Below are 25,205 nucleotides of genomic sequence, written 5' to 3'. Positions count from 1 at the left end.
CGGTGGGCAAGAACCAAAAGGACAACACCGATGGTTGATGAAACCCTCCTTGAAGCCGGCGAAAAAATGGATAAGTCCGTGGAAGCGCTAAAGAACGAATTCGCTAACATTCGCACCGGACGCGCTAACCCCTCGCTTTTTGCTAACCTCAATGCTGACTACTACGGCGCACCCACCCCCTTGCAGCAGCTGGCGTCCTTCCAGACCCCCGAAGCCCGTACCATCCTCATCACCCCCTACGACAAGAGTGCACTGGGTGCCATTGAGAAGGCAATTCGCGACTCAGATTTGGGTGCCAACCCCGCTAACGACGGTAACGTTGTGCGCGTTGTAATGCCTGAAATGACCGAAGAGCGCCGCCGCGAGTACGTCAAGATGGCTAGCCACAAGGCGGAAGATGGACGCGTTGCTGTGCGCAACACCCGCCGTCACGCCAAGACCGCTATCGATAAGCTGGTCAAAGACGGTGAAATCGGTGAAGATGATGGCACTCGCGCAGAAAAAGAACTGGATGCCCTCACCAAGAAGCACACCGATCAGATTGACGCTCTGCTGAAGGTCAAGGAAGCTGAACTGACCGAGGTCTAAACACGATGACTGCTCAGCCTACTGAACAGCCTAAGAAGGCCTCAAAAGCTGGCAGGAACTTACCCGCCGCTATCACCGTTGGCGTTACCCTCGGCGCGGTGCTGGTGGTGGGTTTGTTTTATCTTCCTGCTGTCCTTGTGTTGCTGGCTGCCGCTGCTGTTGCTGTGGGAACGTGGGAAGTTTGCCACGGTCTCAACCAGAAACGCGGCATGGGTGTGCCGCTTATCCCGGCTGTCGCTACGGCCTTCTTCATGCCTTTTGCCGCCTACTACGGCGGTGGGCAATGGTTAATTTTCACGGTGGTTGCCTCAATCCTGGTGCTGATTGGTTGGCGCATCGTTGGCAAACGCGATGGCATGATTATGTCCATCATGGGTTCGATCTTTGTGATGTCCTGGGTACCTTTCATGATCTCGCTAGCTCTTTTGCTCTACCGCGAAGAATCAGGTGCTGGCAAGGTGCTCATGATTTTGCTGATGGCTATCGGCAACGATACCTGGGGTTATATTGCAGGTGTGCTCTGGGGTAAGCACCCGATGGCTCCCAAAATATCTCCCAAAAAAACCTGGGAGGGCTTTGCAGGCTCTATGGTTGGGTCACTTATCGTTGGCATCATCTGCTCAATGGTGATTGGTGATCCTTGGTGGTACGGCATCATTGTGGCCATTTTTCTGGTGATTGCCTCAACGGTGGGTGACCTGGGGGAGTCCATGGTCAAACGCGAAATCGGCATTAAAGATATGTCTAATCTTCTTCCAGGACATGGGGGAGTCATGGATCGTCTTGACTCCATTGTTTTCGCGATTGCAACCGGCTACGTTATTTTTGCTGTACTCGGTGCTATCTTCTAGGTCATGCAGAGAACTTTTAAGGAGTGAACATGTCGCAGCAGGCATCAACTGCCGAGAACTTTAGCAAAGTGGGCCCGCAGGAAAGCGGCTACAGTGTACGTGAGGTCAATGATTTTTTCGGTGCACTCGCCGATGACTATGAGCAGCTCCTAACACACCATGGCACCTCGCAGTCTGCGCATACCTCCCGCACCATCCGAGATAAGGTGTTCACGCCGGAAGCAGGGGGTTACACCCCCCAGGCGGTTGATAGTTATCTAGACCAAGTTGAGGATCGCTTTGCTGAAATCGAGCGTCGGCTCTACATTGAGCGTTATGGCGAGGAACTCTGGCAAGATTCGCTAGAAGAACTGCGTGCGCTTCTGCGGGGGCGCTTAAACCGTCCCGATGGGGAGCGTTTTCGCAGACCCTCCCATCGACGAACCAAGGGTTACTTGACTGAGGATGTTGACGAACTCTGCCGTCTCATCCTGCGCACGGTTGAGCAGGGTGAAACTTTGCTACCGCAAAAAATTCGCTCAGCGGCTTTCAGAAGTGCGGTGGGCAAGAACAGCTATGACGAAACGCAGGTTGATGCTTTTATGAGCCGGTGTCTCGAATATTTACAAGACATGCTATAAAAGTTACGAGCTTATTTTTACTAGTGAGGGCAGGTTTACCGGGTTATTACGGGAACCTGCTCTTTTTGTGTCATCTGTACTTGCAAGTGATGTGCGATACAGACTAGTGTGTTCACAGTTACATATTAGGAGGTAGTTGATGTCACACACATCACCCGAACCCATCAAACTACCGGTCGACGCCGACCATGTAGATTTCGCTGCCGCCCAACGGGGCGAAGATTTTGTTAAGCTACGCAAAACCCACCGTTCATTCGTTATGCCCATGACCGTTGCCTTTCTTGTCTGGTACCTGGCATATGTAGTCCTGGCCGTTTATGCGCCAGGACTAATGGGCATCCAGGTGGTAGGAAACATAAACCTCGGTATTCTTCTGGGGCTGCTGCAGTTTGTCACAACTTTCGGTATCACAGCACTGTACGTATCTTTCGCAAATCGCAAACTTGACCCCCTGGCACTGAAGCTACGCACCGACATTGAAGACGGTCAGTACGCTCACGGCAAGACCAACTAAGAGGCAACTATGAACATAACTACTGTGCAGGCCAGCGCCCTGCAGGCAGCAGACACTGCAACCAAAACCGTGGGTACCCCCTGGATTAACATGACCATTTTCGGCGGTTTTGTGCTCATTACTATGGTGGTGGTGTTGAGAGCGTCGAAGAATAATAAAACTGCAGCCGACTACTATGCCGGCGGGCGCTCCTTCAGTGGAACCCAGAACGGTCTAGCTATCGCCGGTGACTACCTTTCGGCGGCTTCCTTCTTGGGTATCGTTGGTGCAATTGCTTTGACTGGCTACGATGGCTTCCTTTACTCCATCGGCTTCCTCGTGGCCTGGCTGGTAGCACTTCTTCTGGTAGCTGAGCCCCTGCGTAATACGGGTAAGTTCACCATGGCTGACGTTCTTTCCTTCCGTCTGCAACAGCGTCCGGTGCGTATCGCAGCCTGTATCTCAACCCTTGCTGTCACACTTTTCTACCTGCTAGCTCAGATGGCGGGTGCCGGTGCGCTCGTCTCCTTGCTCATGGGTATTAGCTCCCAACTCGGCCAGTCGTTGATTATTGTCGGTGTTGGTCTGCTCATGATTGTATACGTCATGATCGGTGGCATGAAGGGTACTACCTGGGTGCAAATCATCAAGGCTTGCCTGCTGCTTTTCGGTGTTGCCGTGATGTCGGTCTGGATTCTAGCTCTCAACGGTTTCAACCTCTCAACCCTCTTGGGAGCAGCTGTTGAAACCTCCGGTGATCCTAGAATTCTAGAGCCCGGCCTCAAATACGGTGTGAGCGAAACCTCCAAGCTGGACTTCGTTTCCCTCGCTATGGCGATGGTCTTCGGCGCCGCTGGCCTGCCGCACGTTTTGATGCGCTTCTACACCGTGCCCACCGCTAAAGAAGCACGCAAGTCTGTGGTGTGGGCTATCGTCCTCATTGGTTGCTTCTACCTCTTTACCCTAATCTTGGGCTTCGGCGCTGCAGCAATGGTTGGTGCGGAAGCCATCCAGTCAGCACCCGGTGGCGTCAACTCAGCGGCACCCCTGCTGGCCTACGAACTCGGTGGTTCTCTGCTGATGGGCGTCATTGCAGGTGTTGCTTTCGCAACCATCCTGGCAGTAGTTGCCGGTCTCGCAATTACAGCATCAGCTTCTTTCGCCCACGATATCTACACCAATGTCATCTGCAAGGGCAAGTCTGATCCTCTCAAGGAAACCCGCATCGCAAAGGCAACCGTGGTAGTCATCGGCTCACTGGCCATCCTCGGTGGTCTTGGTGCCCAGGGTCAGAATGTTGCCTTCCTGGTTGCCCTTGCCTTCGCCGTTGCAGCATCGGCTAACCTGCCCACCATCGTCTACTCCCTCTTTTGGAAGGGGTTCAAGACACGCGGTGCGCTCTGGTCAATGTACGGTGGTCTGAGCATCTCGGTTCTCCTGATTCTCTTCTCGCCGGTGATGTCCGGTGCAGAAACCTCCATGATCAAGGGAGTAGATTTTGCCTGGTTCCCGCTGGCAAACCCCGGCATCGTCTCTATCCCCGCCGCCTTCCTGCTGGGCTTCCTGGGCTCACTAGGTGGCAAGGAAGAGTCAAGCGCTAAGCAGTCAGAGATGGAAGTTCGCTCACTCACCGGCGTCGGTGCAGAAGGCGCAATCGATCACTAAGAGCTGTATCTAGCATTATCATTGGTGGGCGCCCCGAACGGGGTGCCCACCAGTGTTAACCCAACTGTGACCAAAGCATAAGCAAGAAACTAACAGATTGCTTAGTGTTTCGTGTAGGCTTAAAAACGTACAGCTGATAATAATCAGCACAGATGAAAGGACATACACTCATGGGTATCCTCGGTTGGATTATTCTTGGCCTCATTGCAGGTGCGCTCGCTAAGCTCATTATGCCCGGTAAGCAGGGTGGCGGCATCATCGTCACTATGGTCCTGGGTATCGTAGGCGCTATGCTCGGTGGCTGGCTGGGTAACTTCCTGCCCTTCCTTACCGCTGGTGTCGGTGGCGTAACCCTCGGTTCAATCTTCACCGCTGTTATCGGCGCCCTGATTGTCCTGTGGATCTACGGTATGATCACCAAGAAGAGCGCTCGCTAGCCTCTACCGTTAAGGCTCCCCGCCAGTGTCCCTCACGGGTGCACGGCGGGGATTTTTTGTTAATGTTTCTCGTTATACTCAGGTAGGGCATGCAGGGTGGTGAATAACGCACCGAAGGGGAGGGTCAGCCCGGCGGGGTAACGGGTAGTGTTTGGTGGGCAGAGCTCAACTCCACGAAGAGCCTACCGTCGATACTACGCACAGGGAGAGCCATGAAGAGCATACTTAGAATTATCCGTGCCACCCGAGAACTTTGGCCCCTTTATACCGGCATTGTGGTGTGTGCTGTGCTGACCTCAGTTAGCTCCCTCTTAGCGCCCTTTATTATCTCGGGTGCGACCGATACGGTGGTAAACCACCTCAACGGCTCTGAGCCCACTACCGGTATGGCAATTGCCTGGTTCGCAGTGGCCTACCTGGTAGCCCAGCTCTTTAACGTGATCACCAGCAACATTGGTGGCTACATCGGTGATGTGATGAGCCAAAAAATGCGAACCATCCTATCAGTTCGCTACTTTGAGAAGCTACTAACACTGCCGCTCTCGTACTTTGATACAGAGCTGACCGGCACCATCATTTCGAGGCTTAACCGTTCAATTACCGAAGTAACTAACTTCGTGAAGGCCATGAGCAATACCTTTATCTCGCTCATTATCACCACCGTCTCGGTTATCGTTATTAGCTCTATCTACTACTGGCCGCTGGGTCTGCTCCTTATCATCATTTTCCCCGTCTACCTGTGGCTAACCTCAAAAACTAGCGCCAAGTGGCAGGTCTGGGAGGGTAAGAAAAACCAGAACATCGATATAGCTTCAGGCCGCTTCAACGAAGTCATCGGTCAGATTCGAGTGGTCAAGTCTTTCGGTGCCGAGCGCCGCGAACTAGACCTTTTCCGCACCCACTTTGGCAATACGGTAGGGCTAACCCGTGAGCAGTCCCGCTTCTGGCACTCCATGGATGTCGCCCGCCTCGCCTTCCTAAGCCTCATCTTCTTTGGACTCTACCTGCTCATTTTCCTGCAAACTCTGGCGGGTAACTTCAGCATCGGTGACATGGTGCTCCTTATTCAGTTACTTGCCATGGCAGTAGCCCCCATCAATTCGCTGTCCTGGATTGTTGACAGTGCCCAGCGCGCCATCACCGGCTCAAAGGACTACTTTGACGTGATGGAACGGGACTCCGATGCCCGTGCCTTGGCCATTACCGCTGGCACTGACGTTCCCACCCGCCCGCACACCATCCAGGCCGAAACCGGGCAAGAGCTGGTGCGTTTTAATGAGGTCACTTTCGGTTATAACGGTGAAGAGGACGTACTGCACAAGATCGACCTCTCCATCAAACGCGGTGAGCGCATCGCTTTCGTGGGTGAATCCGGTGGCGGTAAGTCCACGCTGATGGCTCTTCTTGAAGGCCTCTACGATGCCCGCAACGGCTCTATCACGGTCGATGGCATGGATATTGCCGGCAGTGACCTTGAAACTGTGCGTTCACTGATTGGCATGGTCTTCCAGGATGCCTCACTCTTCTCGGGCACCATCGCAGAGAATATCGCCTACGCCAACCCCGCTACCAGCCGCGAGCAGATTATCGCTGCTGCTAAAAAAGCCAATGCCCACGAATTCATCTCAAAATTTTCGGACGGCTATGACTCACTGATTGGAGAACGCGGCCTCAAACTCTCTGGTGGTCAGAAGCAACGCGTAGCGGTAGCCCGCGCCATCCTCAAAGATGCTCCCATTCTCATTCTCGATGAAGCTACATCGGCTCTAGATATTAAGGCTGAACGAGCTGTTCAAAAGGGCCTTGAAGAGTTGATGGTGGGGCGTACCTCTCTGATCATTGCCCACCGCCTGTCGACTATCGCCACTGTTGACACCATTGTCACGCTCAAGGACGGCCGTATCGAGGAGATAGGCGCCCCTGCCGAGCTGGCGGTGTCCGGCGGCATCTATGCCGAACTGCTGGGTCTGCAGAACCAGGGCGGTAAGGCTTCTAAGAAGAAGCTGCAAAGCTTCGATATCGTGGGCTAGCTCGGCCCTGGTGTAAGGGCTAGGTGTGAGAAAATGAAGCCATGCGATTTGGTTCAACACAAAACCTCAGCCCCAACACCACAGCCCTCACCCCTGAACTGATTGATTTCTTGGGTCAGGGCCGCACCGTTGCGTTGCTGGGTTCTACCGGTTCTATCGGCACCCAGGGTATTGAGGTCATTGACTACCTCAATTCACTAGCTGATAGCAGTAGCGGTGCACAGGATGCCCCCCTACGGGTGCTTGCACTATCTGCTGGCAGCAGCTCTCTACCTGCTCTAGCACAGCAGGCCGTGAAACTGCGCGTGCAGTTGGTCGCGACCAGCGGTAGCGAGCAGGACGCCGTCCGGCTGCGCGAGCTCATTGCTGATGCAGCTCGCACCCAGGGTTTATCTCGTTATCAACCGGATATCGCCTACGGTCCTGAAGCTTCAGTGCAGGCTGCCTCATCTGGGGCGGACGTAGTACTCAATGGCATTACCGGTTCCATTGGCTTATGCCCCACCCTGGCCGCTCTTGAAGCAGGTTCTCAGGTGGCTCTGGCAAATAAAGAGTCTCTCATTGCTGGTGGCGCCCTGGTACGTGCCGCGGTAGATGCCTCACCGCTAGAGCAGCCCATGGTGCCCGTTGACTCTGAACATTCTGCACTGGCCCAGGCGCTAGCCTCAGGTACCGACCGGGAGATTGACCGGCTGGTTCTCACCGCCAGCGGTGGGCCCTTTCGTGGCATGAGCTATGAACAGTTGCGCGAGGTTACCCCAGCTCAGGCACTGGCACACCCCACCTGGGATATGGGCTTGGTCGTCACCACCAATTCTGCGTCTATGGTCAATAAAGCGTTGGAAGTTCTTGAAGCCCACCACCTCTTTGGCATCGACCTAGACCGGATTGACGTGACGGTGCACCGCCAGTCAGTGGTGCACTCCATGGTGCAGTTTGTGGACGGCTCTACCGTTGCTCAGGCATCCCCACCGACCATGCTTCTTCCTATCGCACTGGGACTAACGTGGCCGCACCGTATTCCCGGTGTCGCCCAACCCTGTGACTGGACGCAGGCGTCCGAATGGACTTTTGAGCCCCTGGATCACAAGGCCTTCCCCGCTGTGCAGATGATTAAGCGGGCAGGAAAGCGCGGCGGTACTTTCCCGGCAGTTTTCAACGCCGCCAATGAGGAAGCCGTAGCTGCCTTCCATGCCGGGGCTATCCGCTTCACAGACATGATTGAGAGCACCGCCCGGGTGCTAGAAGACCACGAGGATTCCAGTGCTAAGGCTGAAACCTCTGAGCTGACGCTGGACGCCGTGCTGGAGGCCGAGCGCTGGGCGCGCGTTCGCGCTCACGAGATTTTGGCTCGCTAGGGCTTTAATTGCACAAAAACCGGTACTGGAACGATCCAGTACCGGTTCTCATCTCGACCTCAGAAAATCGCGGTTTAGTAAACCTCAAGACCGCGAGCGCGGAACTGATCGCGCACCCGCTCAACGTCCTCCTTGGAGGGTGGCTCAACGCCCGCAAGTTCGTACTTGAGACCCAGAGATTCCCACTTATCGGTGCCCATCTGGTGGAAGGGGAGCACCTCAACGCGCTCGACCACGTTCTTCCAGCGGCAGACGATATCTGCCACCTGCTCAACGTTCTCTACCGAATCGCTGTAACCCGGCACAGAGACGAAGCGAACCCAGATTTTCTTGCCCAGAGCGGAAAGCCTGTCGCCGAAATCAATGGTGGGCTGTAGCTCGCGACCGGTGAGTTTCTTGTAAACCTCTTCTGAACCGGACTTTACATCCAGCAAGACCAGGTCCACGTTTTCCAGGAACTCATCCGATGCGCTCTTGCCCAGATAGCCAGAGGTGTCGATGCAGGTGTGAATACCCAGAGACTTAGCACTTATCAGAATATTTTCTGCAAAAGCGCGCTGCATCAGCACCTCACCACCAGAGATGGTGATACCGCCACCGGTGGCGCGGAAAATCTTGCGCATCCGCTTAATCTTCTTCATCAGGTCGGCTGCCATAATAGGCTGGCCGTCCCGCATTTGGAAGGTATCAGGGTTGTGGCAGTAGAGGCAGCGCAGGGGGCAACCATTCATAAAGATGGTCATGCGTGTGCCGGGGCCGTCCACGGCAGTGACCAGCTCCCAGGAATGCACCGAACCCAGCTGACCTTCACGCATCATCTTGAGTTGCTGTGCGCGTTCAAGTTCAGTCAGTTCACCTAGGCCCCAGGTGCCTGCACCCTTATGTCGATCCGTCGGCGGAGCAAAATCTTGCTCGCCGACGGATACAGTGGCGTCTGTTGTTGTCACTACAGCTTATGCACCGTGGTGGAAGGTGCGTGAGAGCACGTCCATCTGCTGTTCGCGGGTTAGACGAACAAAGTTCACGGCGTAACCTGAGACGCGCACGGTCAGGTTGGGGTAGTTATCGGGGTTCTCCATCGCGTCCTCGAGGGTTTCGCGGTTTAGAACGTTGATGTTGGCGTGGTAGAGACCCTTGGGGGTGGTCTTTGCGGCGCGGTTTGCCTTCATGGATGCTAGGCGCTCTTCGTATGACTTTACTGCCATGATGTTCTCCTTGGGGTGGGGTGGGGTGGGGTGGGGTGGTGCGGTGCACGGGTTGTTTATAGTTTTTAGTCTTCTTCAGGGATGAAGCCGGCGTCAAGGATGCCGACCAGGTTTCTGACCTGTTCTTCTTTAGTGCGCCCCAGTGCGGTGGGGGTGATGGTGTTGGTGAGCGAGATGCCGTCCAGAGCGTCCTCGTAGTCCAGCTTGCCGACCGATAGCATGGAAGCGACCATGCCGTGGGTGTCCATACCGTTTTCGGGGTTGGCGCCGGGTGAGAAGGGCTCGCCTGCGCGGTGACCTGAGGGGAAGCTACCGGTTGCCTTGCCGTAGACCACGTTGGAGGTGATGGTCAGGACGGACTGGGTGGGGATCGCGTCGCGGTAGAGGGGGATCGCCTTGATTTTCTCCATGACGGTGTGGACGATGGTTGCGGCGATATCATCGGCGCGGTCATCATCGTTGCCGTAGGCGGGGAACGAACCCTCGGTGATGTAGTCAACGATCAGGCCGGTCTCGTCGCGCACGGGGGTGACCTTGGCGTACTTGATAGCTGCCAAAGAGTCGGCAACAATCGACAGACCTGCGATACCGCAGCCCATGGCACGGATGATATCTGAATCGTGCAGTGCCATTTCGATGGACTCGTAGGCGTACTTGTCGTGGCTGTAGTGAATGATGTTCAGAGCCTCAACGTAGGTGCCGATCACCCAGTCCAGCATTTCTTCGTACTTAACCCAGACCTCGTCAAAGTCGAGGGGGCCGTCGCCGGTGATGGGCTCGTAGCCGTTTACAATCTGTTTGCCGGTCATTTCATCACGGCCGCCGTTCATGGCGTAAAGCAGCGCCTTAGCAGCGTTGACGCGAGCGCCGAAGAACTGCATCTGCTTGCCGATCTTCATGGGGGAGACACAGCAGGCGATAGCGACATCGTCACCCCACTGTTCGCGGATCTGGGGGTCTGATTCGTACTGAATTGAAGAGGTCTCAATGGAGATAGCGGAGCAGAATTCCTTGTAGCCGGTGGGCAACTCTTCATCCCAGAAAATGGTGATGTTGGGCTCGGGAGCAGGGCCCAGGTTACGCAGAGTCTGCAGCAGACGGAAGGAGGTCTTGGTGACCAGGGCGCGGCCGTCAGCGGAGAAGCCGCCGTCTGACCAGGTTGCCCAGTAGGGGTCACCTGAGAAAATCTGATCGTAGTCGATGGTGCGCAGGAAGCGGACGATGCGCAGCTTGATAACCAGAGCATCAATCATTTCCTGGGCGTCGGTCTCAGTGATGAGACCGGCTTGCAGGTCGCGTTCGAAGTAGATATCCAGGAAGCCGGAGAGGCGACCGATGGACATCGCAGCGCCGTCCTGAGACTTAACCGAAGCTAGGTAAGCGAAGTAGGTCCACTGCACTGCTTCTTGGGCGTTGGTAGCGGGGCCTGAGATGTCGAAGCCGTACTTTTCAGCCATCTTCTTGAGGCGTTGCAGAGCACGAATCTGCTCTGAGTGCTCCTCGCGGTAGCGTGCCCAGTGCTCACTGAAGCCTTTGCTCAAGGTGGCGTCTTTAGCGCGCTCTTTATCAGCAATGAGATTATCAACGCCGTAGAGAGCTACACGACGGTAGTCACCGATGATGCGGCCGCGGCCGTAAGCATCGGGCAGGCCGGTGATGATGTGGGAGGAACGGGCCGCACGGATGCGTGGGGTATAGATGTCAAAGACAGCCTGGTTGTGGGTCTTGCGGTACTCGGTGAAGATCTTCTTAATATCTTCGTTGGGTTCCTTGCCGGCCTCACGGATAGCGGTCTCGACCATGCGCCAACCCCCGTTGGGCATCATGGCACGCTTGAGAGGTACGTCGGTCTGCAGACCAACGCAGACGTTATCATCCTCAGAAATGTAGCCAGCCGGGAAAGCGTCAATTTCAGCCGGGGTATCGGTATCAATATCGTAAACACGCTGCTTACGCTCAACCGAGAGGTATTTCTTCTCAAGGGTGTCCCAGACCCGCAGGGTTTTATCGGTGGGACCAGTAAGGAACTCGGCATCACCTAGGTAGGGGGTGAAATTATTGAGCACAAAGCCGCGAACGTCAATTTCATGCTGCCAAGCACCGGGGGTGAACCCCTCCCATGCCTTGGTTGACTGCTCATTGACGAATACGCCGTGGGCTGCAGAGCTTTCAGCTTGCACCTGTGCGGTCATGTGAACTTCTCCTTGTGAAGATTTCTATGGTTTGAACACACCCGTAGTGGGTGTTCCTTCATGAATAAGTCTGTCGTGAAGAAGGGCTTAAATCAAATCTGGTACTAAATATACTATAAATGATAGACCTTGAATACATAAGATATATTACCTAGTCAACTCATATTTTGTGGTTTTTAATAGCGGGCCGTAGGTAAGATTTTCAATCCCATGTGCACGCTTTGTTTCGCGTTCAAAGCGGTTTATGAAGTAAGTGTTTTTTTGACCTAAAAGTAAAGGTGCAAAACACTCAAAAGTTGGGGTGGGTTCCACCTAAACTTGTCTGACACTTGAACCGAAAAGCAAAACCCGCTGTGTGAGCAAAACATATGTGTAGCTTCAGCGAGAGAGAATACGGGATAGCGGCAGCAGGCCGACCCTCTCGCAAGATTCGCTAGCGCTCCCGCGGCGATTCACGCCAGCCCCGAGCCAGCCTGCTACCGCTATCCCATATTCTCTCCCTGGGATGCGTCAGTCCCACTGTTGGCAAATTCAAAGACTCATCAGCTCGCCAAGAGCGTCTAATCTCTAGCCGGTGGCGTAGGCTAAAAAGCTGGTATATCCCGACGCCACCCCAACTCCCCGATAAGAGAGATGGGCACCGGCGTCCTACCGCGATTCAAGGAGTTCTGTGGGTATTCTGCTCTTCATTCTGGGTGTTGTGCTGATGGCGCTCGCTATTGCCGTATCCATTGCCCTGCATGAGGTGGGGCATCTGGTGCCCGCCAAGCTCTTTGGGGTGCGGGTGCCGCAGTACATGATTGGTTTCGGTAAGACCATCTTCTCCTGGCGGCGCGGTGAAACGGAATACGGTTTCAAGGCGCTACCTTTGGGCGGCTACATCTCCATGATCGGCATGTACCCGCCGGGTCGGGAAAACCAGGGAGGTCGAGCCGGCGGAACCAGCCCTTTCCAGCAACTTGCCACCGATGCCCGCGAGGCGGATGCTGAACGCATCTTACCGGGGGACGAAAACCGTCTCTTCTATAAGCTACCGGTCTACAAACGCATCATTATTATGCTGGGTGGGCCCACCATGAACCTGCTAATTGGGCTGATGTGTACCGCCATTTTGGTGACCGGCTTCGGCTCCTACCAGCCCACCGCAACCGTTAGTACGGTATCCGAGTGCGTGCAGCAAGTGAGTGCTACCGATGCTGACAGCGCATCTGCAAGTGAATGCGGCGCAGAAGACCCGGTATCACCTGCCCTGAAAGCTGGTCTGCAGCCGGGCGATGTGATAACCAGTTTTGACGGCGAACCGGTGACTGGCTGGGAGCAGCTCAGCTCTATGATCCGAGACCGTGCCAATCAGACCGTGCCAGTCACCGTGCAGCGTGATGGTCAGCTACAAGAACTGCAGATTACTCCCATACTGACCGTCCGCCCGGTGATGGATGAGTTATTAGGGGCCTATACGGTGGATAGTGATGGCAACCTAGAAACCGTTGATGTTGGTTTCATTGGTATCAGCCCCAAAACTGAGCTGACCCCCGGTACGGTAGGGGAGGTGCTGCCCACGGTTGGGCAGTCTCTTGAGCGAATCGGGGCTACCCTCATTAAGCTACCCGCCCGCGTCTACGGAGTGGCGCAAACCCTACTCACTAACGGGGAGCGCGATATCAACAGCCCGGTCTCAGTGGTGGGTGTGGGGCGTATTGCCGGTGAAATCGCTGCCCACGACGAAATCATGCTGCGCGATAAGGCCGCCTCCCTGGTTTCACTGATCGCACAAATGAACCTCATGCTCTTTGTCTTTAACCTGATACCGTTACTGCCTCTGGACGGCGGGCACGTGCTAGGTGCACTCTGGGAGGGCTTCCGCCGCAAGACTGCCCGCCTGTTAGGGCGTAAGGATCCTGGCCCCTTTGACCCGGTGAGGCTGCTGCCGCTGACCTACGTAGTGGCAGGTTCCTTCTTGGTGATGACCGTTATTCTGGTGGCTGCTGATATTTTCAAGCCGATTAGCCTGTTGTAAGATTGAAACAATTACTGAGAATGGAGAAAAATGTATATTTCTAAACTGGAACTGAATAACTTCCGCAAATTTGAGAAGCTAACCCTCAAATTCGATAAAGATAGCACATCAAATATAAATGTCTTCATCGGCTCTAACGGAAGTGGAAAAAGCACAGCTCTTGAAGCTATCGAATACCTGCTCCAGCGGTTCACTCAAAGAAGCGCTCGCCAAAGTTATAAAAACCCTTTTACATTCGCGGACATCACCAATACCTATGATGGTGGTTATGGAGAGTCAAGTATTGAGTTAGAAGTGATTTTAGGGAATCAATATAATTCTAATTACGAAAAATCTGATATATTTAGTTGGAAAATACCTGTTAATAGGTTTGACAGAGTTTATTCTGAAAAAGTCTCAAGGGTTTCTCTAAATGAGATTGATAGACTGGTAAGCAAAGTGAATTCTGATGCTAATCTCGAATCTGATATTCAAGAGCTTCCTGCGATAATGTCATATCGTGTGGATAGAAGTTCTATTGTAATACCTAGACGAAATACAGGCAGATCGCTAAAAACACCGATTGGCTATTATAAAAGTTTGTTTTCAAAACAAACTAGTTTTAGAAATTTTTTTGAATGGTTTGAAGATATTGAAAATATTGAAAACCAATTTAGGGTAAGTGAAATCAATGGCTACGGAGCCCGAATAACCCCAGAGCTGAGAAACTCCGTGGAGCAAATAAAGGCGGTACGCTATGCCATTGAGTCGTTTATGGACGGGTTCTACGGCCTGCATGTTGATAGAACCTCACCTAAGTCTATAAATATATATAAAAATGGAGAAATGTTTACGATTAACCAGTTATCTCATGGTGAAAAAATCCTGCTAGCCCTTGTCGGAGATATTGCAAAAAATCTTGTTATCTGTAATCCCCAGAACGAGAACCCGTTGGATGCTACAGGGATTGTGCTTATTGATGAGGTTGATCTTCACCTTCATCCTAAATGGCAAATGGATATTCTGGATAAATTGAGTAAAACTTTTAGAAACTGTCAATTTATTGTAACAACGCACTCGCCACTAGTAATCAATACCGCCGATAACGTAAACGTATATAATTTCGATGACATAATTAATGGTGAGAAACTTCGACCACAAACATATTTGGGTTGGAGCGCTAACCAAATGTATAAACAAATGGGTGCAAACTTTATGGAGAACCGAATTTATGAAACGCTAAACCAAATTTCGTATAAGATTGATCAAGCAGCTAATGATAAAAAGGCTATTGCTTCGGCTAAATCAAAATTGAACGATCTTGTGGATGAGATCCCAACTGCCAAGAATGAAAAATTAGACGAGTTGCGGGAAAGGGTAAATCTGGTCTCATCGATTGTCTCAAGTGATGAAATAATATCATCTGATGCATTTAATCGGATTTTTGGGGAATAACATGCGACCCATATCCAAGTTTAATGAACCCTACGAACTGATTAATTTCAAGTCCAGGCGTCCCACAGCCAAATATGAAGATCTTTACCAAAATGTGAGGAGGGAAGTTAAAAAATCACTAATCGCAGAGCAAAAATTTTTTTGTTGTTATTGTGAGGATCTTATTAACTACAACACTCATAATCCGTCGGGAGAGCAGGTTATAACGGCTCATATCGATCATTTTAAACCTCAGTCAAAATATAGAAACATTACCTTAGATTATGATAATCTGTTTGCGTCCTGTCAGTCCACCAAGACGTGCGGACACAAAAAAGATGATTCTGAACTGAATATCGACTTGCTTGATTTGTCTCTGTTCACTAGGTTTTCATATGAATTTACTGGAGAAATAAAAGGTAAAGATCCAGGGGCTCAAGCTGCGATTGAAATATTAAATCTAAATGAAGTAAATCTATTAACCCACCGCAAGGCGCAAATTGATAGCTCCTGGGAAACCTTCCTCAAGATAAGAAAATCAGAAAATGCTACCATAGCTTACTTTAAATTTTTGAAAGGAGACTCCCCTGTAAATAGTTCTAAATTTGTGCGGGTGCCGTATTCAAACTTTGTATATATGGCTATTCGTCAGAACCTTTATAAATTGATTTAGAGTATCCTTTTAATTAGTTATTGAATTTTATATTAAAGAAATTGAACTAAATATGCTTTATGATAGATGATGAAATATGTTCATTGTACGAGAATTCGATTTATTCAATTCATATTGTAATTAATGAATTTATAATAAATTGCTGATTTTTACCTTATAAAGCTATATTTTTTCAAGGGTTTTATTCGAAGTGGGTTGATGAATCTAGTTGACTACGGCGGACATGCTACCTTTGATTCAACTAATTTACTACCGATGATATGAGCGTTTATAAGTGAGCTAGGTGGCTGCTGATATTTTCAAGCCCATCAACGTTTTCTAGTAGCTAGCTTGTGATGCCCGCCAGCTTTTCTACTTTTGACTGGTAGAAGGGCGGGTAACAGTTCGCTTCTGCCACGGCACGAGCTGCCTGCTTATCGCCCATGGCGGCGGCGAAAGCCGTGCCCAAGGTGACCCCGTGAGCGGGTGCGTCCAGAAACTCCACGGTGTCGCCGGGGCTAACGGTGCCCGCAGTGATAACGCGCATGTAGGCGCCAGCGTCCCCGCGGGCGGTGAAAGTTTTGACCCAGCCGCGCTGATTCAGCCAGGTGGCGAAGGTGCGGCAGGGGGAGCGCGGCACACTCACCTCGAGCACTGCCGTTCCCACCTTAATACGCTGATTGATCCGTACCTCAGCCCAGGTGATGCCTTCGGTGGTGAGGTTTTCACCAAAGTAACCATCAGGGAAGTTTTGGCTCAGGTGCGCGCCCCAGTAGTCCAGCTCTTCGCGCGCATAGGCGTAAACCGCCTTGTGCTGCCCGCCGTGGTGCTTTGTATCGCCGATCGTATCACCTGCAACCCCGGAGCCATCCCCATAGTGAGGCCCCGGCGTAAAGACCTCAATAAAAGGCTGCGCCACCTTGTTAATGCCGGTTATTTTCTGGGTTCTCGTCTGATAGGGCACAGGGGCAGCGAGATTGGTTGAGAGGACGCGGGGCAAGGGTGAGGTCTGGATCATAGGACTCAGTATAGGTGGACGTTGCTCAATGCGGAGTCTGATACATGGACTGTGACCTGACCTCTATGTGCATGTGCGCTAGCTCAAGCGCCCCCAGCGCAGAAGCGTGGCACAATATATAGTTGAAACAACGCGCGCCACCGCCGGTGTGCCTGTAAGTCTTTTGGAGGATTATCTTGACCTCAGTCGCTCTTGGAATGCCCGCCGCACCGCCGCCCGTGCTGGCGCCGCGCCGCAAAACCCGTCAGTTCAAGGTAGGTAGCGTAGGGGTAGGGTCAGATTCCCCCATCTCGGTGCAGTCGATGACCACCACCAAAACCTACGATATTGGCTCCACTTTGCAGCAGATTGCTGAGCTGACCGCGTCCGGTTGCGACATCGTACGCGTGGCTTGCCCCACCGATAAAGACGCCGAGGCGCTGCCCATTATCGCCAGGCAATCCCAAATCCCGGTGATTGCTGATATTCACTTCCAGCCCAAGTACGTCTTCCAGGCGATTGAAGCCGGTTGCGGTGCTGTGCGCGTGAACCCCGGTAACATCCGTAAGTTCGATAACCAGGTCAAGGAAATCGCTGCTGCAGCTAAGGATCACGGCACCTCCATCCGCATCGGTGTCAACGCTGGTTCGCTGGACCCCCGCCTGCTGGAAAAGTACGGTAAGGCAACCCCCGAAGCACTGGTGGAATCCGCTGTCTGGGAAGCATCACTCTTCGAGGAGCACGGCTTTAACGACTTTAAGATTTCTGTGAAGCACAACGACCCCGTCATTATGGTGGAGGCCTACCGTCAGCTGGCGGCTGCCGGCGACTGGCCCCTACACTTGGGGGTCACCGAAGCAGGCCCAGCTTTCCAGGGAACTATCAAGAGTGCTACAGCATTTGGTGCCCTTCTTTCAGAGGGTATTGGCGACACCATTCGCGTCTCCCTATCAGCTCCTCCCGTTGAAGAGGTTAAGGTTGGTTCGCAGATTCTTGAATCACTCAATCTGCGCCCCCGCAAGCTCGATATTGTTTCCTGCCCCTCCTGCGGCCGCGCCCAGGTAGATGTGTGGGAACTTGCAGAGAACGTCAGCAAGGGCCTTGAAGGGATGAAGGTGCCCCTGCGCGTTGCCGTCATGGGCTGCGTAGTGAACGGCCCCGGTGAAGCTCGCGAAGCCGATCTTGGCGTTGCCTCCGGTAACGGTAAGGGGCAGATTTTCGTCAAGGGTGAAGTTATTAAGACTGTGCCCGAAGAGGACATTGTGCAGACCCTCATCGATGAGGCCAACCGCATTGCCCGCGAAATGGAAGAACGCGGCGAAATCGACCTCTCCGGTGACCCCACTGTTTCAGTGAGCAACTAAACCACCGCACACCCACCGTGTCAGTTTTATCAAAAATCCAGCGCAATGCTGCGGACGCCATCATACGCCCGCTCACTCTCGATGACCGAGATGAGCTGGAGGCCCTGATTAGCACTGACCCGGTGGGTTTTTTATATGCTGCTGAACACCTCAACATTTTTGGCTTGCCTGCACCCAGCACCCTGAACGCCCTCAAGACCCCCCGCGGGTTTATCGGAATATTTGCGCCCCGCCATGCCGCAACTGCTGAGGGCTCACCCAAGGACGCTGCGCCGCGAGAACCAGTGGTAGCTGGCCGCCTGCCGCGGCGAGTGCTCAACGTGCTAGAGGCAACGTTCGCGAGGACTACAGAAACGGTAGGCAGAGCGCAGGGGAGTCACACCGAAGCTTCTCTACCTGGTTATGCCGAAGCGGTGTCACCAGAAAACCGTGAACCCCGCTACGCTCTGGTGGGTGCACTGTGGCTGGGCGCTAATTGCGTACCCCTGACCATACCTGCTGAGTATCAACGCCAGGTTGCCCAGTACGTCCTGAGGCATCACCGCAGAATCGGATCTATCTTTGGGCGCCGTGAAGCTGTGATGGGTCTGTGGGAATACCTAGTCCAGCGTATGCCCACGCCCTTTGACGTGCGAGAAGATCAGCCCCTGCTGGAGCTGCCCGAGCATGTTGACCTGACCGAACTTGCAGACAGAGAACTGCACCGCCCTAACCTAACAGCTCCGCAAATTGCCGAGAAGGTGCGGTGGGCACGCACTTCTGACCGACAAAGCCTACTGCGCGCTTCGGTGGCCATGTTTACTGAAGAAGTGGGTTATGACCCCATGACCCGTGACCCCGCAGGCTACACCCGCCGTATCGATGACCTGACCCGCAGTGGGCGCACCCTGGTGGCCGTCAACGATGAGGGCGTGGTCGTCTTTAAAGCAGATCTAGGGTTGGCTCACGGGGACGCCTGCCAACTGCAGGGCGTCTGGTTACACCCTGCTTATCGGGGGCAGGGGCTGGCACCCACCTTGCTGGCGCAAGCGTCCGAACTCATTCGCACTCGCTTTCCCCAGCTCTCGCTCTACGTCAACAGCTATAACACGGTTGCCAGGGCACTATATCAACGCACAGGCTGGCAGCAAACAGGCACTTTCTCCACCATCCTGTTCTAAACCTGACAACGGGTGGAAAGTGCCCTATAAGTGGGGGTGGGCAACACCTTGTCATCGACAAAGAACCCTCTGAAACTGAGGTTTGGGATCTGGCCTGAACGAGCGAGACCTTACCAAGACACACTGGTGCGCATCACTGAACCTCGCCCAAACAATCTGTTGGAACTGCGGGCGGCACACAGGAGGTGTGCCGCCCACAGCTCTAGGCGGTAAACTGGGAGCAGACTGTGGCCTGCCTCAGCTGAGACAGGCATCTTAGACCACTTACGAGAAACGGAACAGCAGCACCTTGGTACAGCGCCTTTCTAACCTATTCCTGCGCACTTTGCGCGAAGACCCGGCTGATGCCGAAGTCGCCAGCCACAAACTGCTGGTGCGCGCCGGCTACATTCGCCGAGCAGCCCCCGGTATCTACTCCTGGCTACCTTTGGGCCTCAAGGTTCTAGCCAAGGTAGAGAACATTGTGCGCGAAGAGATGAATGCGATCGGCGCCCAGGAAGTGCACTTCCCGGCGCTGCTACCCCGCGAACCCTACGAGGCAACCAACCGCTGGACCGAGTACGGTGATAACCTTTTCCGCCTACAGGACCGCAAGGGCACTGACATGCTCCTGGCCCCGACCCACGAGGAAATGTTCACCCTGCTGGTTAAAGATCTCTACACCTCTTACAAGGATCTGCCCGTCTGCCTCTACCAAATTCAGACCAAGTACCGCGATGAGGCCCGCCCCCGTGCCGGTCTACTACGCGGCCGCGAATTCATCATGAAGGACTCCTACTCCTTCAACATTGATGACGCCGGTTTGGATGAGGCCTACCAGGCTCACCGTGCCGCCTACATCAAGATTTTCGAGCGTCTGGGTCTTAAAATTGTGATTGTGAAGGCTCAGTCTGGTGCTATGGGTGGCTCCCGCTCAGAAGAATTTCTGCACCCCACCCCCATCGGTGAGGACACCTTTGTGCGTTCAGCTGGTGGCTATGCAGCAAACGTTGAGGCTGTGACCACTGTGGTTCCTGAGCCCGTGGACGCAACCAATACCCCTGCCGCTATCGTGCTGGAGACTCCCGAGTCACCCACCATTGAAACTTTAGTAGACCAGTCCAACTTCTTGCACCCCAGGGCGGATGGCGCCTGGACCGCGGCTGACACGCTCAAAAACGTCGTGGTTGCTGTTATCCTCCCGGACGGCGAGCGTAAGCTGGTCGCCATCGGTGTGCCCGGTGATCGTGCCGTAGATATGGATCGTGTTGAGGTTAACGTCGGCGCCCTGCTGGGCGTTGGTGGCGAGGTTGAGGTCGAGGCTGCAACCGAAGAGGACTTCAAGAAGTTCCCCCAGCTGGTCAAGGGCTACATCGGCCCCGGCAACACGCTGGATGCCAAGCTTCTGGGTGAAGAGTCTGCTACCGGCATCCCCTTTTACCTGGATCCCCGCGTGGTACCCGGCTCTGCCTGGATTACCGGCGCTAATGAGGCCGGCAAGCACGTTTACTACCTGGTCGCGGGCCGCGACTTTGAAGCGGATGGCGTCATTGAGGCCTGCGAAGTGCGCGAGGGTGACCCCGCTCCGGACGGCTCAGGTGAGTTGATGACTGCCCGCGGCATCGAGATGGGCCACATCTTCGCGCTGGGCACCAAGTACGCTGAGTCACTGGGCCTGAAGGTGTTGGACCAGAACGGCAAGCTGCAGACCGTCACCATGGGTTCTTACGGCGTGGGTGTCACCCGCGCACTGGCTGCCGTTGCTGAGGGCAACCGCGATGACCGCGGCCTCATCTGGCCCCGCAACCTTGCACCGGCCGATGTGCACGTGGTGATGACCGGTAAGGGCACTGAAATCGTTGATGGCGCTGAGGCACTGGTCGCTGACCTTGAAGCCGCAGGGCTTGAGGTCATTTTTGATGACCGCCCCAAGGCGTCCCCCGGCGTTAAGTTCGGCGATGCTGAGTTGCTGGGTGTTCCCACCATTGTGGTCGTTGGGCGTGGCTTTGCCGAAGGCAAGGTTGAGGTCAAGGACCGCCGCAGTGGTGAGGCACGTGAGGTCGCTGTGGCCGATGCGGTTGCAGAGATCCTAGCTGAGGTTCAAGGCTAGAACTTAGCTTTGCGTTAGGTTTGAGAGGTGGAAGGGGTGCCCCTTCCACCTCTTTGTTGTTGGTGTAAAAGGACGGTGGTGCGGTGCTGGGGCTTGAAGGGCTAGATTTGCTGACTCTGAGTTTGTTACTGCTGGCTGCTTTCGCGGCTGGCTGGGTGGACGCCGTGGTCGGTGGCGGCGGAATGATTCAGCTGCCCGCTTTGCTCATGGTGCCCGGGCTAACGCCGGTGCAGGCGCTGGCAACCAATAAGGTGGGCTCTGTCTTTGGCACTCTCACCAGTGCAGCCACCTACTTACGGCGTGTGCCGGTGGACCGGCGCACGGCACTGCCCACAGCCCTCCTTGCTTTTGGAGCTAGCGTGATGGGAGCTCTGCTAGCAACGATTCTGCCGGTGGTTCTCATTAAGCCGCTTATCATTCTTGCTCTGCTCGGAGTGCTGGTATATACCCTCCTCAAACCTCAGCTGGGGGAGTTGAGCCGCCCCAATCATACCGGTGGGCGGTTGCTACTGACGAGCCTGGGGATTGGTGCAGTCATCGGTTTTTACGACGGGGTGCTGGGCCCCGGCACAGGCTCTTTCTTGATGATTGCCATGATTTCACTGCTGGGCTATAGCTTCTTGCAGGCGACCGCTCACGCGAAAATCATTAATGCTGCAACTAACCTGGGTGCTATCGTACTTTTTAGCCTGGGTGGGCACACTGTCTGGTGGCTGGGGTTGGCCTTGGGGGTTGCCAATATGGCTGGTGGCTACCTAGGTGCTCGCACCGCCATAGCACGGGGCAACGGTTTTATACGGGTGATGATGCTCTGCGTGGTGAGCGCCCTGATTCTTAAGCTCAGCTACGATCTGCTCACCGGCGCCTAGCTGGCGCTGCCGGCATCCAGCAGGGTTTTGACCAGCAGAAGCTCTACCCGGTCAGCCTCCGTTGGTAGGGCAGAATCGCCGAGGGCAGCCTGCGCGTCGGTGGTAATAGCTGCAAGCGCAGCATCCAACTGAGTAGAAGCGTCCGCGGGTTCAGCCAGAGGGTAGGACGCCGCCGGGGCTCGCAAGAGCCCCTCACAGCTCAAAATCGGGGAAAGTTCACCTTCAAGAGTGTCAGCAAACTTAGCCCGATTGCCAGCAGTCTCGGCTACCTCGCCGTATTCCTGACCGGCGCGGGCAGCGTAAACCTCTGCGACATAGCCCAGCTGTCCTAACGCATCTTGCAGATGAAGAACTGGCTCAGAAACCGCCCCTTCTGCGGGAGCTGGGTTTGGGTCATCGCAGACAAAACCTTCCAACCCCTCTAAACGCTGCTCTAGCGCGGGAGGGTAATTTCCCTCAACGAGACCATCAGCTGCTGCTCCCTGCCATACCCTCACCGCAGCCATGAGTGCGCGCTCGCGGTCAGCTGCAGTTTGCGCATCAAACCCGAGTGAGAGCAGGGCATCAAGGCTCTGCTCTAGACGGCTCCCGGAACCTTCTGAGACTTGAACTGCTTCAATGTCTCGGGCAGCCGGTGCCAAAGTCTCCAAAGATGCGGTGATTGCCGCACCTAGCTCACCGTCCTCACCGGTTTGCCGCAGAGAAAGGAGCTGAGCTGCAATTGCGCTCTGAGTCTCAAGTTCTGCCCGGGTCTGATCGCTCTTCTTCTGCGCTGTTAAGCCAACTGCGACCAGAGCAAGAAGTATGAGGGCCAGAAGAGCGGCAAAAATCTTGGGAAGAGGGCGGGGCATAGGCAACCTTGGGACGGCGGGAAGGACACACCCCATTCTGCCAGAAAGATCAATGCCCAGGCAGAGCTAACTGACCGGCCCCGGGATATCGGTTAGGGTAGAGAAGACGACAAACCGTGAAAGGTAAGAAAAGCTATGGCGAACGGCCCCAAGGCTTCAAAAAAGGACGCTCCTAATGCTCGCGAGCGCAGGGCATCGGCCCGTGCCGCTGAGGGTATTTCCACCCCAAAGGCTGCGTCCGGCTCTTTTCTTGTGCTGGATGAAGTGCGCGGTGCTATCGAGAAGGTGGTAGCCGAAGACTTTAAGCTGGTGCTTGAAAAGGTCACAGCCCAGGGCAAGGGTGCTAACCGCACCCTTGAAATCGTGATTGATTACCCAGAAGACCGCACCGATGCTCTCTCGCTGGACACCATCGCTGAGGTTTCACAGGCAATTTCATCGGCGCTCGATGAAGCGAACGACGGTGAGGCTCCCTACAGGTTAGAGGTCTCATCCCGCGGCGTCACCAGCCCGCTAATCGAAACCCGTCACTGGAAACGCTCGATTGATCGCCTGATTGATATCACCGAAAAGGGCGGAGAAAACTACCTTGCCCGCCTCGATTCAGTGAGTGATGAGGGCCCGGTCCTGCGCCGTAAAAAAGAAACCAAGAAGGGTCAGCCGGAGTCTTACCGCGATGCGCATACCCTTCACTGGGACGCGATTTCTGCCGCAAAGGTAGAAATTGAGTTTAACCGTTAGCTCCTAGTCGGTAGAATAGCTAGCAACGACGCATAACCTCTTTAGGTTGCACCCCTAGGGTGCGCATACAACTTAGCGGGGCCGGGGTGTGAAAACGCCCCGGCGCCGTGCTACATAGAAGGGCCCGCCATGGACATTGATTTGAGCAACCTTCGCCTGCTCGAAAAAGAGCGCGACATCTCGATTGACGACCTGATCCCCATGATCGAAAGTGCCCTTCTGCTGGCATACCAGAAGCAGCCCGGTGCAATCCGAGGCTCACGGGCAGAGATTGACCGTTCCAGCGGCATCGTCACCATCTGGGCTCCTGAGCTCGATGAAGATGATCAGCGCATCGGCGAATTTGACGACACCCCCAACAACTTTGGGCGTATCGCGGCCTCAACCGCTCGTCAGATCATTCACCAGCGTCTGCGCGATGCTCAGGACTCCCAAGTTCTCGGTGAGTTCAAAGACCGTGAAGGTACCCTGGTGTCAGGTGTTATCCAGCAGGGCCCTAACCCCCGCATGATTCACGTTGACCTCGGCACCCTCGAAGCGGTCTTGCCGACCGCTGAGCAGGTGCCCGGTGAACGGTACACCCACAACACCCGCCTGCGCGCCTACATCCTAGAAGCCCGCCGCGGCCCCAAGGGCCCCTCCATCGTACTTTCGCGTTCACATCCCAACCTGGTGCGCCGCCTCTTCGAGCACGAAGTGCCCGAAATTCAGGACGGCTCAGTGGAAATCATGGCCATCGCCCGTGAAGCTGGTCACCGCACCAAGATGGCAGTACGCGGCACCAAGCCCGGCATCAACCCCAAGGGTTCTTGCATCGGTGAGATGGGCTCTCGTGTGCGCGCCGTGATGGGTGAGCTGAATAACGAGAAGATCGACATCGTTGACTACTCGGATTCACCTGAAGAGTTCATCGCCGGAGCGCTCTCACCCTCCAAGGTGAGCGAAGTAACGGTGACCGACCGCAAAACCTTCTCAGCCCGCGCTATTGTGCCCGATGACCAGCTCTCACTGGCTATCGGCAAGGAAGGGCAGAACGCCCGTCTGGCTGCTAAGCTCACCGGCTGGCGTATCGATATTATCGCTGAATCTAAGTACCGCGCGGCTCTAGCAGCAGCCGAAGAAGCCGCAGCAGAGGCCGAGACTGAAGCTTCGGATAGCGAGAGCTAACTAACATAGTTGCCGTTAGCCCCCGTAAGGGGGCTAAACTGGTCTATAGAGGTTATTAACAGGGAACCAGTGCGCCCACTCTTGCCCCTCTACTCTATGGAGATGAAGCAAGCGGTAGCGTCCTGGTAACAGAACTAAAAGGAGGGGCACATGCACACCCCTCTTCGTACCTGTATCGGCTGCCGCGCCACTGCTGCGCAGTCAGACCTCATCAGAATTGCAAAGGTTGACGGCGAGCCCCCGCGGCTCACCTTTGACCCGGCAAAAAACCACCCGGGTAGGGGAGCATGGCTCCACCACACTCAGGAATGCCTGGCGCTCGCAATCAAAAAGAACGCGTTCAGCAGGGCCTTTCGCACCCGGGTACAGCCAAATGAACTGGTGATCACAGCATAGTGCTGCACACCGGTTCAGGGGTAAGACCCAGGCGAACCAAGAAAGTCAAA

23 protein-coding genes are annotated in these 25,205 nt (G+C 54.5%); 18 read left to right on the top strand and 5 right to left on the bottom strand.

Annotated features, from left to right (window positions below; all coding sequences use genetic code 11):
• Window positions 1-30 precede the first annotated feature (30 nt).
• The 8 genes from frr (at window position 31) to dxr (ending at window position 8,042) form a co-directional block, all read left to right on the top strand.
• Entirely contained in the window at window positions 31-588 is a 558-nt protein-coding gene (gene frr / locus ABD982_RS07005; protein ID WP_251380776.1) for a ribosome recycling factor, read from the top strand.
• A 5-nt stretch (window positions 589-593) separates the two neighbouring features.
• On the top strand, window positions 594-1,439 hold the full coding sequence (locus ABD982_RS07000) for a phosphatidate cytidylyltransferase (RefSeq protein WP_345445980.1): 846 nt from the start codon (window positions 594-596) through the stop codon (window positions 1,437-1,439).
• Window positions 1,440-1,468: 29 nt separating this feature from the next.
• Window positions 1,469-2,059 carry a DivIVA domain-containing protein gene (locus tag ABD982_RS06995; RefSeq protein WP_345445978.1) on the top strand — a complete coding sequence of 197 codons (591 nt, stop codon included), beginning with the start codon at window positions 1,469-1,471 and terminating at the stop codon, window positions 2,057-2,059.
• Between the two features lie 139 nt (window positions 2,060-2,198).
• Window positions 2,199-2,573: a DUF485 domain-containing protein gene (locus tag ABD982_RS06990; RefSeq protein ID WP_251380780.1), complete on the top strand. Its 375-nt coding sequence runs from the start codon at window positions 2,199-2,201 to the stop codon at window positions 2,571-2,573.
• A gap of 9 nt (window positions 2,574-2,582) precedes the next feature.
• The gene (locus tag ABD982_RS06985; protein WP_345445976.1) at window positions 2,583-4,217 is read left to right on the top strand and encodes a solute symporter family protein; all 1,635 of its coding nucleotides are present in this window, start codon (window positions 2,583-2,585) and stop codon (window positions 4,215-4,217) included.
• A 170-nt stretch (window positions 4,218-4,387) separates the two neighbouring features.
• Window positions 4,388-4,654, top strand: coding sequence for a GlsB/YeaQ/YmgE family stress response membrane protein (locus ABD982_RS06980; RefSeq protein ID WP_251380781.1), 267 nt, complete (start codon window positions 4,388-4,390; stop codon window positions 4,652-4,654).
• Between the two features lie 212 nt (window positions 4,655-4,866).
• Window positions 4,867-6,684, top strand: coding sequence for an ABC transporter ATP-binding protein (locus tag ABD982_RS06975; RefSeq protein ID WP_345445973.1), 1,818 nt, complete (start codon window positions 4,867-4,869; stop codon window positions 6,682-6,684).
• Between the two features lie 41 nt (window positions 6,685-6,725).
• Window positions 6,726-8,042 carry a 1-deoxy-D-xylulose-5-phosphate reductoisomerase gene (dxr, locus tag ABD982_RS06970; RefSeq protein WP_345445972.1) on the top strand — a complete coding sequence of 439 codons (1,317 nt, stop codon included), beginning with the start codon at window positions 6,726-6,728 and terminating at the stop codon, window positions 8,040-8,042.
• Between the two features lie 74 nt (window positions 8,043-8,116).
• On the opposite strand, the gene pflA is transcribed toward dxr, so the two are convergent.
• The 3 genes from pflA to ABD982_RS06955 all read right to left on the bottom strand — a co-directional run bounded on the left by pflA (window position 8,117) and on the right by ABD982_RS06955 (window position 11,439).
• The gene (gene pflA / locus ABD982_RS06965; protein WP_345445971.1) at window positions 8,117-8,989 is read right to left on the bottom strand and encodes a pyruvate formate-lyase-activating protein; all 873 of its coding nucleotides are present in this window, start codon (window positions 8,987-8,989) and stop codon (window positions 8,117-8,119) included.
• Between the two features lie 6 nt (window positions 8,990-8,995).
• A complete protein-coding gene (grcA2, locus tag ABD982_RS06960; RefSeq protein WP_251380785.1) occupies window positions 8,996-9,247 on the bottom strand; it encodes an autonomous glycyl radical cofactor GrcA2 in 252 nt (83 codons plus the stop codon).
• Between the two features lie 65 nt (window positions 9,248-9,312).
• Window positions 9,313-11,439: a pyruvate formate lyase family protein gene (locus tag ABD982_RS06955; protein ID WP_345445969.1), complete on the bottom strand. Its 2,127-nt coding sequence runs from the start codon at window positions 11,437-11,439 to the stop codon at window positions 9,313-9,315.
• 670 nt (window positions 11,440-12,109) lie between these two features.
• Between ABD982_RS06955 and ABD982_RS06950 the strand changes: the two genes are divergently transcribed.
• Genes ABD982_RS06950 through ABD982_RS06940 form a run of 3 tightly spaced genes read left to right on the top strand, consistent with a single transcriptional unit; the run spans window position 12,110 to window position 15,542 of the window.
• Complete coding sequence (locus tag ABD982_RS06950; protein WP_345445967.1) at window positions 12,110-13,456, top strand: M50 family metallopeptidase; 1,347 nt, start codon at window positions 12,110-12,112, stop codon at window positions 13,454-13,456.
• A 30-nt stretch (window positions 13,457-13,486) separates the two neighbouring features.
• Window positions 13,487-14,890, top strand: coding sequence for an AAA family ATPase (locus ABD982_RS06945; protein ID WP_345445966.1), 1,404 nt, complete (start codon window positions 13,487-13,489; stop codon window positions 14,888-14,890).
• Window position 14,891: 1 nt separating this feature from the next.
• Window positions 14,892-15,542: a retron system putative HNH endonuclease gene (locus ABD982_RS06940; RefSeq protein ID WP_345445964.1), complete on the top strand. Its 651-nt coding sequence runs from the start codon at window positions 14,892-14,894 to the stop codon at window positions 15,540-15,542.
• Window positions 15,543-15,867: 325 nt separating this feature from the next.
• Here ABD982_RS06940 and ABD982_RS06935 read toward each other — a convergent pair whose 3' ends face one another.
• On the bottom strand, window positions 15,868-16,539 hold the full coding sequence (locus tag ABD982_RS06935) for an MOSC domain-containing protein (protein WP_345445962.1): 672 nt from the start codon (window positions 16,537-16,539) through the stop codon (window positions 15,868-15,870).
• A gap of 176 nt (window positions 16,540-16,715) precedes the next feature.
• On the opposite strand from ABD982_RS06935, the gene ispG reads away from it, so the two are divergent.
• The 4 genes from ispG (at window position 16,716) to ABD982_RS06915 (ending at window position 22,000) form a co-directional block, all read left to right on the top strand.
• Window positions 16,716-17,882 carry a flavodoxin-dependent (E)-4-hydroxy-3-methylbut-2-enyl-diphosphate synthase gene (gene ispG / locus ABD982_RS06930; protein WP_345445960.1) on the top strand — a complete coding sequence of 389 codons (1,167 nt, stop codon included), beginning with the start codon at window positions 16,716-16,718 and terminating at the stop codon, window positions 17,880-17,882.
• A 17-nt stretch (window positions 17,883-17,899) separates the two neighbouring features.
• Window positions 17,900-19,042: a GNAT family N-acetyltransferase gene (locus ABD982_RS06925; RefSeq protein ID WP_345445958.1), complete on the top strand. Its 1,143-nt coding sequence runs from the start codon at window positions 17,900-17,902 to the stop codon at window positions 19,040-19,042.
• Window positions 19,043-19,331: 289 nt separating this feature from the next.
• Window positions 19,332-21,131 (top strand): proline--tRNA ligase, encoded by a 1,800-nt coding sequence (locus tag ABD982_RS06920; protein WP_345445956.1) that lies wholly within the window; start codon window positions 19,332-19,334, stop codon window positions 21,129-21,131.
• Between the two features lie 83 nt (window positions 21,132-21,214).
• The gene (locus tag ABD982_RS06915; protein WP_345445954.1) at window positions 21,215-22,000 is read left to right on the top strand and encodes a TSUP family transporter; all 786 of its coding nucleotides are present in this window, start codon (window positions 21,215-21,217) and stop codon (window positions 21,998-22,000) included.
• Here the strand turns inward: ABD982_RS06915 and ABD982_RS06910 are convergent.
• Window positions 21,997-22,851 carry a hypothetical protein gene (locus ABD982_RS06910; protein ID WP_345445952.1) on the bottom strand — a complete coding sequence of 285 codons (855 nt, stop codon included), beginning with the start codon at window positions 22,849-22,851 and terminating at the stop codon, window positions 21,997-21,999. The two genes, ABD982_RS06915 and ABD982_RS06910, sit on opposite strands and share 4 nt — an antisense overlap.
• Before the next feature lie 135 nt (window positions 22,852-22,986).
• Between ABD982_RS06910 and ABD982_RS06905 the strand changes: the two genes are divergently transcribed.
• From ABD982_RS06905 to ABD982_RS06895, 3 genes are all read left to right on the top strand, one after another.
• Entirely contained in the window at window positions 22,987-23,592 is a 606-nt protein-coding gene (locus ABD982_RS06905) for a ribosome maturation factor RimP (protein ID WP_345445950.1), read from the top strand.
• Between the two features lie 129 nt (window positions 23,593-23,721).
• A complete protein-coding gene (gene nusA, locus ABD982_RS06900; protein ID WP_251380796.1) occupies window positions 23,722-24,759 on the top strand; it encodes a transcription termination factor NusA in 1,038 nt (345 codons plus the stop codon).
• Window positions 24,760-24,909: 150 nt separating this feature from the next.
• Entirely contained in the window at window positions 24,910-25,155 is a 246-nt protein-coding gene (locus ABD982_RS06895) for a YlxR family protein (protein WP_251380797.1), read from the top strand.
• The last annotated feature ends 50 nt before the right edge of the window (window positions 25,156-25,205 follow it).

Source organism: Rothia endophytica (assembly GCF_039543885.1).
Taxonomy (GTDB): Bacteria; Actinomycetota; Actinomycetes; order Actinomycetales; family Micrococcaceae; genus Rothia; species Rothia endophytica.
This window is presented reverse-complemented; position numbering and strand designations above follow the sequence as displayed.